9 protein-coding genes are annotated in these 15,481 nt (G+C 66.5%); 5 read left to right on the top strand and 4 right to left on the bottom strand.

What is annotated here, in order from left to right:
• Positions 1-304 precede the first annotated feature (304 nt).
• Positions 305-1,591 carry a GTP pyrophosphokinase gene (locus ABD256_RS00220; protein ID WP_344411972.1) on the top strand — a complete coding sequence of 429 codons (1,287 nt, stop codon included), beginning with the start codon at positions 305-307 and terminating at the stop codon, positions 1,589-1,591.
• Positions 1,592-1,898: 307 nt separating this feature from the next.
• On the opposite strand, the gene ABD256_RS00215 is transcribed toward ABD256_RS00220, so the two are convergent.
• Both ABD256_RS00215 and ABD256_RS00210 read right to left on the bottom strand, forming a co-directional pair.
• Positions 1,899-2,957 (bottom strand): integrase core domain-containing protein, encoded by a 1,059-nt coding sequence (locus ABD256_RS00215; RefSeq protein WP_344412646.1) that lies wholly within the window; start codon positions 2,955-2,957, stop codon positions 1,899-1,901.
• A gap of 500 nt (positions 2,958-3,457) precedes the next feature.
• Positions 3,458-7,111: an NB-ARC domain-containing protein gene (locus ABD256_RS00210; protein WP_344411970.1), complete on the bottom strand. Its 3,654-nt coding sequence runs from the start codon at positions 7,109-7,111 to the stop codon at positions 3,458-3,460.
• A gap of 149 nt (positions 7,112-7,260) precedes the next feature.
• Here ABD256_RS00210 and ABD256_RS00205 point away from each other — a divergent pair, with 149 nt between their 5' ends.
• Both ABD256_RS00205 and ABD256_RS00200 read left to right on the top strand, forming a co-directional pair.
• Positions 7,261-7,968 (top strand): TauD/TfdA family dioxygenase, encoded by a 708-nt coding sequence (locus ABD256_RS00205; RefSeq protein ID WP_344411968.1) that lies wholly within the window; start codon positions 7,261-7,263, stop codon positions 7,966-7,968.
• Positions 7,968-8,969 (top strand): hypothetical protein, encoded by a 1,002-nt coding sequence (locus tag ABD256_RS00200; protein WP_344411966.1) that lies wholly within the window; start codon positions 7,968-7,970, stop codon positions 8,967-8,969. Before ABD256_RS00205 ends, ABD256_RS00200 begins: the two co-directional genes overlap by 1 nt.
• Here ABD256_RS00200 and ABD256_RS00195 read toward each other — a convergent pair.
• Entirely contained in the window at positions 8,963-11,059 is a 2,097-nt protein-coding gene (locus ABD256_RS00195) for a tetratricopeptide repeat protein (RefSeq protein WP_344411964.1), read from the bottom strand. The two genes, ABD256_RS00200 and ABD256_RS00195, sit on opposite strands and share 7 nt — an antisense overlap.
• A gap of 144 nt (positions 11,060-11,203) precedes the next feature.
• Between ABD256_RS00195 and ABD256_RS00190 the strand changes: the two genes are divergently transcribed.
• Both ABD256_RS00190 and ABD256_RS00185 read left to right on the top strand, forming a co-directional pair.
• Positions 11,204-12,445 carry an OmpA family protein gene (locus ABD256_RS00190; protein WP_344411962.1) on the top strand — a complete coding sequence of 414 codons (1,242 nt, stop codon included), beginning with the start codon at positions 11,204-11,206 and terminating at the stop codon, positions 12,443-12,445.
• A 5-nt stretch (positions 12,446-12,450) separates the two neighbouring features.
• Entirely contained in the window at positions 12,451-14,016 is a 1,566-nt protein-coding gene (locus ABD256_RS00185) for a hypothetical protein (RefSeq protein WP_344411960.1), read from the top strand.
• 392 nt (positions 14,017-14,408) lie between these two features.
• Here ABD256_RS00185 and ABD256_RS00180 read toward each other — a convergent pair whose 3' ends face one another.
• On the bottom strand, positions 14,409-15,467 hold the full coding sequence (locus ABD256_RS00180) for a DUF3644 domain-containing protein (RefSeq protein WP_344411958.1): 1,059 nt from the start codon (positions 15,465-15,467) through the stop codon (positions 14,409-14,411).
• Positions 15,468-15,481: the final 14 nt, after the last annotated feature.

Raw genomic sequence — 15,481 nt, 5'->3', positions numbered from 1 at the left:
GATTGAAGTACCCGCCGTCACGCCAAGGCGTGGCGCGGCGGCTTGGATGAGTCGCCGCGAGTTCATCGCCTGATCAGCCAAGCAGCTCTAGGCACAGTCAGAACTGTCGGTGGTGTCTGGTGCGCAGGTCGCATGTACGTCTACGGGGAACGGTCGCGCGGCCCGCAATCGATTTGGCCACGCTCTTCCAGTACCTGCCTGGCCGTTGACAGCACCCCATGTGTAACACTTCGCGAGGACGAACGATCAACATAAAGACAGCGAGCCAGCGCCCGCCGGTCGGCCGGGCAGGAGCGGACGACTGATGGACGACGTCGTTGAAGCCTTCATCAGGCGTTATGTGAAGGAATACGACTTCTACGACCAGGCTGCCCGATTGGTGCGCCAACTGCTGGAGACCGAACTCCGCACGTCCGGCATACGCTGCATGGTTACGTCCCGAGCCAAAGACGTCACCCGGCTTGAGGACAAAGCCCGGCAGCGCGCATTGCAGCGAAACTACGCCTGCGCCGACGACGTTTTCGAGGACATCGCGGACTTGGCCGGCGTGCGCGTCGCGCTGTACTTCCCCGGAGAGCGCGACCAGGTGGACTCCATCGTCCACCGGCTGTTCCAGCTGATCGACTCCCCGAAAGAATTTCCCCAAAACCGTGATGACGACAACGGACGGCGGTTCTCCGGATATTCCGCGCGGCACTACCGCGTCCGACTCAAGAAAAACGGGCTCAGCGACTCGGATCAACGCTACTCCGCAGCCAAGGTCGAGATCCAAGTCGCCTCCGTGCTGATGCACGCGTGGTCCGAAGTGGAGCACGATCTCGTGTACAAACCCCTCGCGGGAGCACTCTCCGAGGACGAATACGCCATTCTCGACCAGCTTAACGGAATGGTGATCGCCGGCGAGATCGCGCTGGAGACCCTACAGCGAGCCGGCAAACGCCGAGTGGCCGACAGCGGAGGAGAGTTCCGGAACCACTATGAACTGGCCGCCTATCTACTCGCCAAAATCAAGACGGACGAGGAAAAGCCGGTGGACGAATCCGGGCTTGGTCGGGTGGACCTGCTGTTCGCTCTCATGAAGGAGCTGGGTCTCAACGGCCCGGCCAAACTGGCGCCCTACCTCGAGGTACTCCACGGCGACCTGGAAGCACGCCCGCTCGCCGAGCAGGTCATCGACGCTGTGCTCGCGGAAAACACAGAGAACTACGAGGTCTATCGGACCGTGCAGAACAGGGCCGACTGGCTTGATACGCAGCGCACGCCGGACCGTGACGACGCGCACCGCGAAGTGGGACTGTTCCTCCACCATTGGAGCGAACTCGAAAACCTCATCCGCATTTACCTCGAGCTGTCCTCCGCTCAGGTCGGGTACAGATCACCGATTTTAGTCTTCCTTAAACAGCACGAGATGCCGCTGGATCCGACCGAACGCAACGACCTCAACGCGCTCCGAAATCTCCGGAACAACCTGGTCCACCACGGCTATCGAAAGGCCGCGGCGGACCTTTCCGATGCGACAGACCGCCTTCAGAAAATCATCGAGAAGCTGCGACGCAACCTGCCACGGCCCCCTGAGCCGGACGCGGTTTAGCCGGCCAGCCCACGGTCCCGCTTCGTCGCCGACCTGCTCGGCGAGATAGCCAACGCTGCGTGCGCCGCGTTCGGCCTCCAGCAGGCACCGGGCGGCGCCGAGCACCCCTAACGTGAGGCACCCGCCGAAGACGGGGCGCTTCAGATCTCGTGCCGCCACGCGGCGAGTACGGCATGCACCTCGTGATCGTCGGCTGTCCACCGGGTCAGCCACGGTTCGGCGCGTCTCCTCCTTTGGCCAGTTCTTCCAGGCACCGCCGAGCATGTACCTGACATCGTCTGCGTGTGGGTCCGAAAACTGTGTCACATCATGCGACCTGCTGATATTCGCGGATCAGTCCACTGAGCCGATCACGCTGACGAATCCGCCCGACGCCAGTCATTCGGACGGGAACCAGCACTTGATCGGGCGGTCGTTGGTCCAATGAGCGATGAGGGCGATGCTGGTTGAAGTGATCGACGTACTCGGCCAGCACCTTCTCCAGATGACGCCGGTTGACGACGAGCATCCGATCCAGACACTCGCGACGCACGCTGCCCACCCAGCGCTCAGCGATCGCGTTCGCGCGCGGTGCTCGAACAGGGCAGCGCAGGATGTCGATGCCGACCGACTCGAACACCGCATCGAACGCGGCAGTGAACTTCGCGTCGCGGTCGCGGATCAGAAACCGCAAGCCGTCCACTCGATCATCAAGCTCCACCAGCAGGTTCCGGGCTCGCTGCACCACCCACTCCGCAGTCGGATGAGCGGTCACCCCAGCGATGCGCACCCGGCGACGGTCGTGCTCGACGACAAACAACACGTACAGCCGGCGCAGCAACACCGTGTCCACGTGGAAGAAGTCCACCGCCAAGATGCCCTTGGCCTGGGTCGTGAGGAACTGCTTCCAGGTCGGCCCCGATCGGCGCGGCGCGGGGTCCAATCCGGCGTCCTTGAGGATCTTCCACACCGTTGACGCTGCGATCGCGTGCCCCAGCCCGACAAGTTCGCCGTGGATTCGCCGGTAACCCCACCACGGGTTGTCCCTGGCCATTTCCACCACCAACCTGCGGATCGCTAGGTCAGCGCGTGGCCGCCCCGGGTGACGCCGGTAGGTCCACCGGCGTCGCACCAGTGTCGCGTGCCACCGCAGGATCGTGCGTGGCGACACGATCAACCGCAACCGACGCCAGTTCGGCACCAGCCGCACCAACGCCGCCAATACCGCGCGATCAGCCCAGGACAAATGCGGCCGCGCCACCTGGCGCCGAAGCACGGCGAGCTGATGACGCAGCACCAGGATCTCCACGTCTTTGGCGCCATCAGATCGCGAACACAGCACCAGCCACCCGAATACTCGCGCCACCAGCAGATACAGCAACCTCATGATCACAGCACGTGATCATGACCCACGGCACCGTCACTCCAGCAACCACCCGCCCACATACCACGAACCAGCTGGTCAGCACCCATGACAGCGTTTCCGGCCCCCACAGGCTGGATGAGCGGGCCGGTCCGTCTTCCGAAGCCGAAGAGAAGGGCCGAGCGCCGCCGCTTTGCGGCGCGAGCTGCAGCAAATCCGGGACCAGGGGTTCGCGTTCTCCCAAGAGCAGAAGATCCGGGCTTTCGCGGTATCGCGACATCGATCCGCGGAGCCGACGGCGTCCCGGTGAGCAACCTGATGTTGACGTGTCACCACAGTTGACGGTCCCCGAGACGCACTTCGACGAGGAGGCGAAGGAGGATTGGCCAAGGTAGTCATATCGGGTGCTGCGAACCCGAGCGCAATGCTCAGGTACCGCCCAACAGGCGGATCGTGAGGCACCGCCGTGTGCCTCACTCGAAGGCTGGCCTGTCGACGAAGCTCGGCTCCAGTTGATGTCGTGGTCAACGCAGCTCGAAGAAATACAACCCCGCCGCTCCACCGGCTACGACACCGACGCCGTCCGGTGCGATGTCGACACAACCGATTGCGCTGTCAACGACCAGAGTGTGCACCGGCTTCTCTGCCGCGAGATCGAACAGCCCGAGCGAACCCGGAGTGCAAACCGTGATGACTCGCTTCGTTTCCGGATCGACGGCGAGCCCCCAGACCGCCCCTTCGTGGTCACCGAGCTCAGCAGGCAAGAACCTGTTTCCGTCGAACGTCCAGCGCAGGGCGCGCCCGTCGAAACCGCCCGATATCAGACTGGTGTCGAATCCCGCCCAGCGCACAGCGCCCAGCGTACTTGTGTGCCCTTCCAGTTCGTGAACGTCGCCGGTTTCGATGTTGTGCACCGTCAGAGTGCTGCTGGCCGTCCCGACGGCCAGCAAGGCTCCGCTCGGGTCGAGGTCGACGCTGTTCACGAGGCCGTTCGTGGTGACGCGGCGGATCACTGCGTAGTTCACCGGGTCGACCAGTGCGACCTCGTTGTGCCCGCCGATGGCGACCAGCTCGCCCGAGGGCGCCCAGCAGACGGCGCTCGGTCGGTCGACTCGCACGTTCGTCGTCAGCGGCTGCAGGTCAGGGCCCTCGGCGAGCTGCCAGAACGCCACGCCGTCGTCTGCCACGGTGACCAGCAGCCGGCCGTCGGGGGAGAAGGCGGTGCCACGAAGGTCTGCCGGATGAGCGGGGAACGTCCATCTCGTGTTCGGCTCCGTCGTCGAAACCAGCAGCAACTCACCTTCGTACGAGCCGGCCGCGACCAGGGGCAACCGCGGATGCCACGCGACGCAGTTCATCTGGTTCTGGAGATTCGGCTCGTAGAGGAGAGACGGGTCGTAGAGGCGGATGTCCTTGTTGTGCGCGCCGACCGCCAGTTGCGTACCGCCGGGCTGCCACGCCAGAGCCGACACCCGGTGCCGCCCGAGGTCGATTCCCGCTTGCCGGCCGAATCGCCGGTCCCAGTTCTCGCGCTCCGCTGAGCTGGGCACGAGGTCCACCGACCCGGTTTCGGGGGGTCCCCACAGCACGATCGCACCTTGATCACTGCCGACCGCGAGCACGTCTCCGTCCGCACGCCAGTCCACTGTGGTAACCCAGCCGTCGATCGAGTCGCTCCTCGCGGTGCCGGCCGCGTCGATCAGGATCACGTGACCATCCGCGCCGGCGACCGCGATCGCCGAGCCGTCGGGCGACCAGGACAGTAGCCTGGGCATGTTCAGCTCGATGTGCCGCGCTGCGGCGGACGATTCGAGATCAGACCATATGAAGAGCTCATCGCCGGCAAGCGCGGCCAGCTGACCTGTGGTGTGCCAGGCGACGGCGCGGATTTTTCCCAGCTTCGGCAAGCCGAGCTCAGTGTCGAGCACTCGCCGCCATGGATCCCACACCAGAATCCTGCCGTCGGTACCCAGCGCGAGCAGGCGGCTGTCAGGTGACCACGCGAGGCAGTTCAGTTCACCGGCGGGTGGCGTCGAGGTCGAGACTTCGCCATGAATCGGCTCGATCAGTGACACGACGTTCGGCGTGCTCAACGCCGCGATGAGAAGCCGGTCAGGGCTCCAAGCCACGGCGAACACCTCGTTCTCGGTGGTGAAAGTGCCCACCGGGTTCCCGGATCGAGTCCACAGTCGAACCGTCCGGTCGGCGGAGCCGCTGGCGAATCGGTCGCCGTCCGTACGCCAGGAGAAACTCTTCACCGCTTCCGTGTGCCCGACGGCGATGGCGAGCAGCCGGGTGTCGCGTTCGTCTGGCAGCGGACGTGTTGCGACGAGACCGTTCCTGAGAATCTCGGCTTCCTCTGTCAGCCAGTCCGCGAGGCCAGCACCGACCGCTCGACTGTGGAGGGTGGCGGCGACACTGTGGATATCCTTGCCTCGAACCAGAAGCTGACCGGTGAACTGGAGCAGTTGCTCGAACCGGAGCCGATACGGATTCCGGGCGAACGCGGTGTCAGCAGTGGTGAGGTCGTCCATGAGCTGCGCCGGCCCACCTTGGAGGATGCGCCGGCCGAGGAAGCGAAGATCGCGCAGCAGCGCGTCGAGTTCGTCTTCCAGACCGCAGTTGATCAAGTGATAGGACAAGTGGTTAAGGAAGTGCTCGTCGGGTCTGCCGATGAGGTCCCACCGGCCTTCCGGACACCGGGTCCGGAAGAGGCCGACGAGATCGGTGTTGGTCCGGCGCACCTCGGGCAGGCGGCTGCGCAGGAGGTGCTCGTGGACGACATCGTGCAGCCGGACCCCGGTGGCGTCCCGCGTCTCCAGGAGTGACCGGTTGGCGAAGTCGTCGCAGGTGGTGGCCACGACAAGCTGGTCGCAGCCCCACAGCTGCCCGAGCACGACGAAGTCGATCAAGGAGCTCGAGGGGAACGCGGCGAGCGACACGAACCTCTCCCGCGCGATCGCGGATCGCCGGGTCGCGAGCTCGTCGATGCTGAGTTCCAGGACTGCGGAGGCCGTTCGCTCGTCGTCTTTTGCCAGGTCGTCGGCGGCGAACACGCCGTGCTGCTGCAGGCGGTGGGTCAGAGCAGCCACGACCTCGGTCAGCGACTGAGGAACGTTTCCGGCCACGCGACCGCGCAGAACACCGTTGAGCAGACCCAGCACGACCGGCCACCGCGAGCTGCGTTCGTAGAGCGGGAAGACATCGTCGGACGTGGCGCCTGGGACGTCGGCGAGCAGCAGTTCCATGGCCTCCGCGGGCTCCATGCGATCGACGTCGACACCGGTGACACCAGTCGGCAGCAGATCGCTGCGCCTGCTGGTGACCAGGCGGACGCAGTGTGGACCGCCGCGGAGGAACGGCTCGACGTCCTCGGCTTTCCACACGTTGTCCAGGATCAGCAGCACACGCTGGTCGCCGAGCGCGCGCGTAAACGCCGCGGCCGCCGCGTCGAGCGAGCCAAACCGCGAGCTGCCGACGGCGGGATCCAGGAGCGCTGCCCAGTCGGACAGGAGCGTTGCGACCGAGGGCTGCTGCCCGATCTCGATGAAGGCGATACCGTCCGGAAACGCCGTCCGCACTTCACGCTGCCGGGCGACATCCAGCGCGAGGGTCGTCTTGCCGAAACCGCCCGTACCGTGCAGATCGGCAGCCGACGTAATTCCGAGCGCCGTGGCGCCACGTGAGCGCAAGTCAATCAGTCCTCGCACGACCTCTGCTCGTTTCGCCAGCCGAGGAACGAAATTCGGCGGCAGGTCGGGCAGGGGGAATCGATCCGGACCGACGTGGGGTGGACGTTCTGTGCGTCCCACGTCGGTGCGGGCCTCGATGCGATCGAGGTCGGCGTTCGCCCGGCCGAGCGTCTCCAGAGCGAGGTCGTATCGCTTTCGCAGTGCAGCGAGGTTGTATGCCCGCCGGGTATATGCGTCGACCGCCTGGTATATCTCCGGTGCATTCGGTTTCCACTCGCCGGTTTTGCGACTTGGCGCGAGGCCGCTGAGAACGGGCCGGGAAACATTGATTTCGGCAGAAATGCTTTTCAGGCTTTTATCGGAGGCCATCAGGTGCTGTTTGGCGCGGATGCTGGCCTGCCGGAGATTGTCCTCGGCGTCGCTAGCCGCCTGAGCTGCCTCTTCGCGGCGTTCGCGGGCTGCCGTGAGCGGGTCTTCCTCAGGCACGCGCCCTCGTTTCGGCCGAGTTCGATTTTCGGCACCGCACGGAAAATCGAGAGAAGGCAAAAACGGGCAAAAACGGCTCAAATCTGCGCGTCGTGGTTGTCCTCTGCTTCTCGGGGAAGCAGGGCCGCACGGCGCGACGAGGTTTGACGATGACAATTCCGATTGCGATGGGGCACGTTCGGCAGTGCGTGGCCTCCGCTGGGTACGCCGTGGTTCGCCAGTGTGGCTTCACCGACGGCGTGACCGTCGACGAAGCACGGGTGCGCCGCTTGCTGGCGCCGCTCGGCCGGCTGTCGGAGCGTGACGGCGGTGTGGCGGTGTGGCCGGTCCGGCCGGTCACCGGCCGGCCCGGGGCGACATTCAGCGTCCGCTCGGGGGCCGCCTTGTTGCACACCGACGCAGCATATCGAGCCCACCCGGAAGACCTGGTCGCGCTCTTGTGCGTTCGGCCGGCGTCCGACGGTGGCGTCAGCGAGCTGCTGCACCACCAGGACGCGCGGGTCGCCCTGTCGCCGGAGATCGCGGCAGAGCTGGGGCAGCCGCAGTGGACCTGGCAGCCGCCGGACGAATTCGGCGGCTCGGCGACCGAGTCCCTCGCGGTCTTGGCGCCGGACCGCGTGCGCTGGCGGCGGGATAACCTGGTCGCCGCCGCCGCCCTGCTGCCGGTCGCCGACGCCTGGCAGGCGCACCTGCAGGCGGCCTCGGGGTTGCGTCGCGTCACTCTAGGTACCGATGACCTGCTGGTGTTCAGCAACCACCGGGTGCTGCACGGCCGGACGGCGTTCACCGACCCCGGACGATTTCTCTTGCGTGTCCGGCTGTGGGGTGGGCCCGAACTGCCAGGCGAGGACGCGTGATGCGGCGCGTCGCCGAGTTGGTCGGCCTGGCCATGGACGTGCCTGCCCGCGGCGTCGAACGCCGCGACTGGCAGGCCCGCGGGCTGGCGGAGCTCCTCCTGCAGTCGCTGGTCACCGATGATGATCAGCTGGCGAATTCAGCGATCCGGGCCACCCGCGCGATCCATAGCGCGACCTGGCGGTTCACCGAACGGCTGGACGCTTTGCGGACGCTGGCGGAGACGGCCTTTGACCTGCCAACCCTTCGTGGACCGACGCCCGGGCCGGACCGGCCACGCGCGCAGGTCGCTTCGCCGACGGTGCGCGCTGCCGCCGTGCGCTTGGCCCGGATCCTGGACGGGCGCTCGGTCGGCGCGTCGGTGGCGGCGCGGGAGTCCCGTGTCGTGACCACTGCTACGGCCTTGCGCACGGAGCTGAACAGGGTGTCTCCGGTCCGGCCCGCCGCCGTGGCGGACCACACCTGCGTGAACCTGTGGGTGCCGCCCGGGCTGACCTGGAGCGGGTGGTTCGCCACCGACGACGGGCCGGTGTTCACGGCGACCCCACGGCTGGTAGGCAGGCCGCAGCTTGCTGTCTGGTTCGGCTTGCACGTGGGGACCCACTTGGACCTTTTGTCCCGAAGCCCGAATCCGGCCGGACTCCAGTTCGGGCGCGGTCTGCTGATCGCCGAGGGCCTCGCCACTGCTTTGGAGATCATCCGATTTGCCGCCAGTGCCGAGTCAGACGAGGTGAGCGTTCTGCAGGCCGGACTCATCGAACGGCTCGCGCGGCTACCCGGGATCGCGACGTGGGGTCCCGTCGCCATGCCGGAATCCGAGTCCATGGCGGAGGCCGTCGCGCTGAGCAACCCTGAGTTCTCGACGTTGCCGACGCTCGCCGGGGCGTACGTCGCGGGGCCGTTCGTTCTGGCCGGACGCCGATTCCGCTGCCGAACGGTGCCGGATCAGCTCGCCGAAGAGCTCTTCGAACTCTGGCGATCAGTGGGATTCGTGGGTTACTGAGGCAGCTGCTTCTGGCCCCGGCCGGCCTTGCCGGCCGGGGCCAGAAGGCCGTCCGCTCGCCGGACCAGAGGATGACCCTCTTCGAGGGTCCGCAGCCCGTGGCGCAGCAGTGCCGGCCGGACGAGGTGACGCAGTGCTTCGAGATCGCTGTCCGCGCCGGAGAGCTCGGCGAGGGCAACCGCGATGGCCAAGATCGCAGGGTGGCTACCGTCGACTCCGGAGGTCTTCGTCGTGGCCAGAGCCTGGCGGAAGACTCTGAGCGCTCGGTCGGGATCACCGTCCGCGACATACGCTTCGCCGAGGTCGGCCAGCAGCCTCAGGCGCCGAGGCAAGGGAGGAGCCGACAGCTGTTCGTCGACGAGCTGAGCGAGGTCGGCGACGGCGGTTCCGGGACGTCCCTGAGCCACGGCGGCTTGCGCCAGAGCGCGCCGGTAGTCGACAACCAGGCGATCGGACGTCGGCAGGTGGTGTTCGGCGAGCTGAGCGAACCCGACGGTGAGCGTTTCGGCGCCGGCGTCGGGGTAGCCGCCCGCGAGCTGGGTGAGCCCGAGCCACCTGCGTACGGCCAGCGCATGCCTGAACGACATGTTCTCGGCGATCCACTCCTCGTTCTCGGCCAGAGCCTCCAGCAAGAGACGGGCGTCCCCGACGTCGCCGCGCATGAGCAAGCAACGGGCCCGGAGGACGCGGGCTTGGCGGGCCGGCAGCGAGTTCACACCGGCCGCGGTGTCGGCGACGGTCGCGGCCTTGTCCAGCGACTCCAGCGCGGCCGCCGAATGGCCGGCGGCCAGGAGAGCCCGGCCTTGACACGACCAAGCGGCGGCCGCGGCCGGTCCCGAAGGCGCAACGGTCCGTCCGTCGTGCCCGGTCACCACGGCGACGAGGTCGCGCGCGCGGTTGACGGCGTCAATCACCCGGCCGGCCTCCAGCTCGCACCGAACCAGGACGGCGCTGCTGATCACGGCGTTGTCCCAGAGGCGCGGCACCGGGGAAGAGAACGGGGGACGCAACGGTCTGCTCGCCACGGCCTGGCGAGCGAGCTCGACGGCTTTGGCTACGCGGTCGGTCCTCAGGTACAGGTCGGCCAGGTTCGTACACGCCCGCGCGAGATCCTGATCGTTTCCGGTGGCCTCGGCGGCCGTGAGCGCCTGCTCGAGGCTCGCCTCGGCCCGCACGAAATCGCCGAACTGGAAAGCACTTTGGCCCACCCTGCTGTACAAGCTCGCCATCAGCAACGGGCTGAGCTGGCCGCGCAGGACGGGATCCATCCGCCGGTGCTCAGCCAGCGCCGTGTCGAGCTCCTTCATCGCCCGGCGCCACAAGGTCTGGCCGGACATCAGAGCCGTGCCCAGCTCCGCCTGGCTCGCGACCCGCCATGTGGGCGCATGCTCCGGCCGCAGGGAACGGCGCGCCTGGATCTCGGCGACGTCGGCCCGGCCCACCCACGACCCCAACTTGGCAGCGAAGCACCCGTCGAACCACAAGCCGACGAGCTGGTCCGCGATCGTGGTCGGAGAGGCTTGAGTGTTCTGCCACCAAGTGCGCAGCACCAAATCGGACAGAGCGGCTCCCGTGGACTCGTGATCTGCGGCGTCGAGCTGGCCCACAGCGCGGCCTGCGGCCGCCGTGTGGCTGCCCAACAGGCCGGCGAATCCGGTCCAGCGAGCTCGCAGCCGAGCTTCGCGGAGGACCGGGGCCCACGGATCGCCCAGGTTTTCCGAGTTCCAGCCCGTCTCGCCACCACGTTTTTCGTAGTTCGACAGGTCGCCGAGGCCGATAACCAACTGTGTCATCAGTGCGCGCTCGTGATTGAGGAATTCGGCGACGGATCGGATTCCGTCGTGCATCACCGTGCGAGCTCGGCTGATCGAGGTGCACGTTCCGGGCGACCGACCCGGCCATTGGCGCCATGCGAAGAGCGCCGCCATGATCAATAGCGGACGTTTTCCGTCGAATCGGTTGTTCAAGGCTCCCTTGCTCAGGTTCAGGATCTCGCAGAGCACGTCAAGCCGGGTATCGCGGTAGTCCTCGCCTCGGTAGTGCTCCGCTACCAGCTCGGCCGCGACGTCCGCGCTCGGCGCTCGGCTCACTGGCTTAAGCCCATTTTCCAGTCCGTTCCGCTGACCCCATGTCTTCGGACGCTCTTCCTAGCATCGCCGCCAGCCCTACGGGGGTAGCGAACGGATGAAATGAGAACACCGATGACATCACCTGAACGGCGTAGCCGGCGCCCGGTGCGGATCTTGATCGCGGCTGTCGCCGCGATCGTCGTAACGCTGGTAGCGGCTTTCGTGAGCCTCGCGTCCTGCGGCATCGATCCGCCGGGCTGCGACGACTTGCTGGCGCCGTACCAGGCGTCCGCCGAGGACACCGGCCACCCGGACGCCCGGCTCGTGATCCTCGCCGATCACACCGCGGACGCGCCGCACACCACCACCCCGGCCGGTCTCGAGCGGACGGTCCACGAGTTGCTGGACAAGAACAACGGTGAGGGCCGTGTCATCGTCGACATCGGGATGATCCAGGGGCGGACCGATGTGAACTCCTTCTGGGCACGGAGCAACCGCGTGGTCCGTTACCGCACCGACGTCCCGGCTGACCGGGACAGCTACGTGCACAAGGTCGCCGGGTGCCTGGACCAGTGGACGACCGGCCTGGTTCCCCGGGTACCGGACAGCAGTCTCCTGGACGCGCTGCAGAAGGTCGGCCAGCAGATCGGGACCCGACACGGACCCGTCACGGTGGTCGCGCTGGCCAACGGTCTCGACAACACCGGGCCCTTGGACTTGCGGGTGCCGATCGCCGGCGATGCCTCCACCGAGTCGGTCGTCGACGCGGTGACCGCCGGTCGGGAGATCCCGGCGCTGAAGGACGTCGACGTGCACGTCCTGGGGCTCGGCCAGACGAGTGAGGGCAAACGCCAGTTCAGCGAAGGTGAGCGGAACTGGCTCGTCGACCTCTGGCGCAAGCTGCTCACCAAGGCCGGCGTGACGAATCCCGACCTGCAGCAAAGTGTCGGCCCGGCGGCTGACCGACCAGCCTCGGAGCCACCCACGGACGCCCCCTTCAGCCCGGCGCCGCCGGCATCGCCGCCCGTCACCGAAAGCGGCCGCGTCTCGCTGTCCGACCAGGCGCTCTTCGCGCCGAACTCGCCGGCGTTGATGCTCTCGTCTCAAGCCGTGCTCGCCCCGTACCTGAAATCCCTGCTCAAGAGGGGGGCAACCGCCACGATCACCGGCCACACCGCCAGCTGGGGGCCGATCGTCGGCCGGTACAAGCTCTCCACCGAACGCGCTCAGGCCGTCGCCGACTTCTTCACCTCACAGCAGGTACCGGCGGCAGCCTTGACCATCCGCGGTGTCGGCAGTGACGACCCAGCTGTCGACGACTTGGCTGCCAACGGCGCGTTGATCGAGCAGAACGCCCAGCGCAACCGCCGCATCGTCCTCGACATCACCATCCCCAGCGGAGGCTGATCATGATGACCGATCGCCAGAAGTCCAAGCCGGCCAAGTCGGCTGCACCTCCGATGCCGTCCTGGTACGCCCGCTGGCGAAGTAACCGGCCATACTCCCGCCGGGTGCGGGCATGGCGGACCGACGCGTGGCGTGAACTGGCTCGTCGCGAGTCACGGCGGACCGAACACGAACCGATCTTCAGCGACCGCCGCTTCTTCGGAGACGCCGAGGCGGAATTCTGGCCGTTGGTCAAAGAGAACGCGGCTGGGTTGTCCGCCGCCGACGCCGACCTGAACCAGGCTGACACCCGCACCAAAGTCGCGGAAGGCCGACAGACCGAGGCATCCGAAACGGTCAGGCGACGTCGCCAGGACGTGCGATACCACCGGCACCGATGTGGCCTGCCGGCCGACGCGCCCGGGTTTCCCGACCAGGAGCCACCGCTCACGGCCCACCCGGACCCGCCAGAACGAACGACGCCCGAAAACTTGCACCCGGACCAGCACATCGACGTCGACGCCCTGCAGACAAGGGCCAAGCGACGATATCGGAGGCTGATCGCCCGGACAGCTGACGGCGTCATCGTGCTTTTCGACGAGCTGTTCTTCTTCCAGGTGTACTTGACGATCACCGGTTTGGACCTGACCCGCTCGCGGATCGCCCAGCTCGCAGTCGGCGTGCCCGGCGGCCTGTTCCTCGGCCTGCTGAGCCCGATCGTGGTGATCGTGGCCGCGCACGTCCTCGCCGAGCACGTCGCGCGGGTACGTGCCGGGATGGTGAGCTCGCCGCCGGGCAACCCGACCACGACCTGGCAAGTCGTGACGCAGTGGCTGAAACGGCACGGTGTCGCGACGCTGGCCGGTCTGATCCTGCTGATGGCCTCGTTCGCGTTCGCCCGTGCCGCCGCAGCCCGGCTCAGCACCGCGCCGGCCAGCGACGACGCGCTCCGATCGGCCATGAGCCTCGTGCTCATGCTGCTGTTCTTCGCGTTGCCCTGGGTGGTTTTCCTGGCACATCTGTACGCCGAAAACCCGAAGGCCGACCGTCTCGCTGCACTGCGGGAGGAACACGAAGCACGGCCTCTGACCGATCTCCGGCTCGCCGAGCAGGCCCTCGCCGACGCCCTAGTGGAGGAAACGTCGGCGAAGAACGAGACCGTCGCGGCCAAAGCCGATCGCGAAGCGGCCTGGGATCGGCTTTACGTCGTCGTACACGACGTCGCCTCGGAGGTCGACCACCTCATGGTCAAGGCCCGCAACTTGGCTATCGGAGTACGACCGCTCATGGCCTGGCCAGATTCGCCTGAGGGTACTGCTTCCTACACGAAGGATCTGGTCGAAAGCCTCGAGAAGATCGCGGTGGACTGGTCGCCGTTGGAGCCCCACCTCCACCTCCTCGAACGCATCGCGCCGGATGACAAACGGAGGCAACAGGTTCATGCACTCAGGACCGACACCGCGCGAATGCGAGCTGTCCCTCAGCGTGAGGAATCGAGCGGTAAAGGCACCGTGCCGGTGAACAGCAGCCACCCGGAGGCTGTGACGGCGCCTTTGCCGATGCATCCTCTGGCGGGAGGAAAGGACCAGTAGGTGCTCAAGTCGTACCAGACGTCGCCGTCACCGCGTTGCGGAGCGCGCAGGCGGCACAGCCCCAGTGGTGGTCTCTGTCGGGGAGGTGATGCTCGCGATGGCAAAAGGTACGAACGCCTGGCTCCTTTCCTGCCCGAAAGCTCAGTCGGTTCTCAAGCACACCCTGCTCAGCGGCTATGCTCTGCCGTTCGCCGTCATGACTGCGCCTCGGCCGCCCCTTCACCCCTCACCTCGTCTTCCCGCGCAGTCCCACCCGCGGACGAGATCTCGTTCGACAGCACCGACGGGAGTTGATCGGCCTCAGTCCCGGCGCTACACCTCCGTCAGGGCCGCGATCGTCAAGTAACCACCCCGGATCCGCCGGCTTCCTAACTGGGTCAACTGCTGTCTTATTAGGCCGACCGCGAACGCCGGTATTCCTGCCACCAAGTTTCGACAGGCTTTTCGTCAAGCGCATTCTTCAGTCGCTCCAAGGCGTTCCTCGAGTAGCACCAAGTACTAATGATGAGCTTGGCGTAGTCCTCGTTCTCCTTGATGGCCAGCTGTTTGATCAGTGCGGTCGTCTGGTTGGTGGTGATGCCGAGCTTCTTGCGGAGTGAGGTGAATCGCAAGTTGTAGTAGTCAAGTTCAGCCACTCGCTTCACCGCGACGACACTCGAACCCGAGCCTCCCTCCGGCACGAGCGTTACCGGCACTCCTTCCTTCTTCACGATCCGCAGGTTGATCATCGGCCCCGAGCCTTCGGTGACGAACCTGACCGCCGCGATCCCGGGAAAGAGCGTGTCGAGATCGGTGATCCCGCTGCCGATCCGCTGGCCGAGCTGCCGCAACGTGTCTTCGCCGGGTTGCAGCTTCTCCCCCTGCATCGCTCCGTCCACGATCGACAACGCGCGAAGCCTGGCCGTCACCTCCGCACCGCGGCGCCTGCCCGGCTGTAGGAGGCGCGCGACCTCGTGGATCTCTTCCGTGAAAAGCGCTATGGGGTCGAGCGGCGCGATCGTCGCGATCGGCAGGACGCGATCGGGGAGGACGTCGCGCAGTTCCTCACCGAAGCCGTGCTTCAGGAGATCCCGGTAAAGCGTGATCCCGGACTGGGCCTGCAGGTAGAGATGTCCTTCACTGATGTCCAACAGGTGGTGCTGCGCGGCGTCCCGAAGACCGTTGATCGACTGCAGGGTCAACGCCTGCTCCTCGTTGAGGAACTGGATCTTCCCGGTCGAGAGGGCGCGGCGTACGCATTGGTCGAAACCGATGGTGTTCTTCTCGCCCGGTTCCCGGATCCGCCCGCCGCGGTGCAGGATCGCCGCCTTCAGCAGCATCTCGAACGAGTGGTCCAGCAACATCAGGACCGCGTCGGTCCGGCCGATGTCCCACGGCCGGTTGAAGTGGTCGATGCTCAAGGTCAGCGAGTTCAGCGACTTGGCCTTGAGCAGACGGGCTTCTTTCCGCACGGCGCACCTCCTGT

It is taken from the genome of Amycolatopsis minnesotensis (genome assembly GCF_039529815.1).
GTDB classification, from domain to species: Bacteria; Actinomycetota; Actinomycetes; order Mycobacteriales; family Pseudonocardiaceae; genus Amycolatopsis; species Amycolatopsis minnesotensis.
This window is presented reverse-complemented; position numbering and strand designations above follow the sequence as displayed.

Coding starts and splice junctions, on each gene's coding strand:
- ABD256_RS00220 (WP_344411972.1), top strand. CDS start 305: ATGGACGACGTCGTTGAAGCCTTCATCAGGCGTTATGTGAAGGAATAC.
- ABD256_RS00215 (WP_344412646.1), bottom strand. CDS start 2,957: ATGAGGTTGCTGTATCTGCTGGTGGCGCGAGTATTCGGGTGGCTGGTG.
- ABD256_RS00205 (WP_344411968.1), top strand. CDS start 7,261: ATGACAATTCCGATTGCGATGGGGCACGTTCGGCAGTGCGTGGCCTCC.
- ABD256_RS00200 (WP_344411966.1), top strand. CDS start 7,968: ATGCGGCGCGTCGCCGAGTTGGTCGGCCTGGCCATGGACGTGCCTGCC.
- ABD256_RS00185 (WP_344411960.1), top strand. CDS start 12,451: ATGACCGATCGCCAGAAGTCCAAGCCGGCCAAGTCGGCTGCACCTCCG.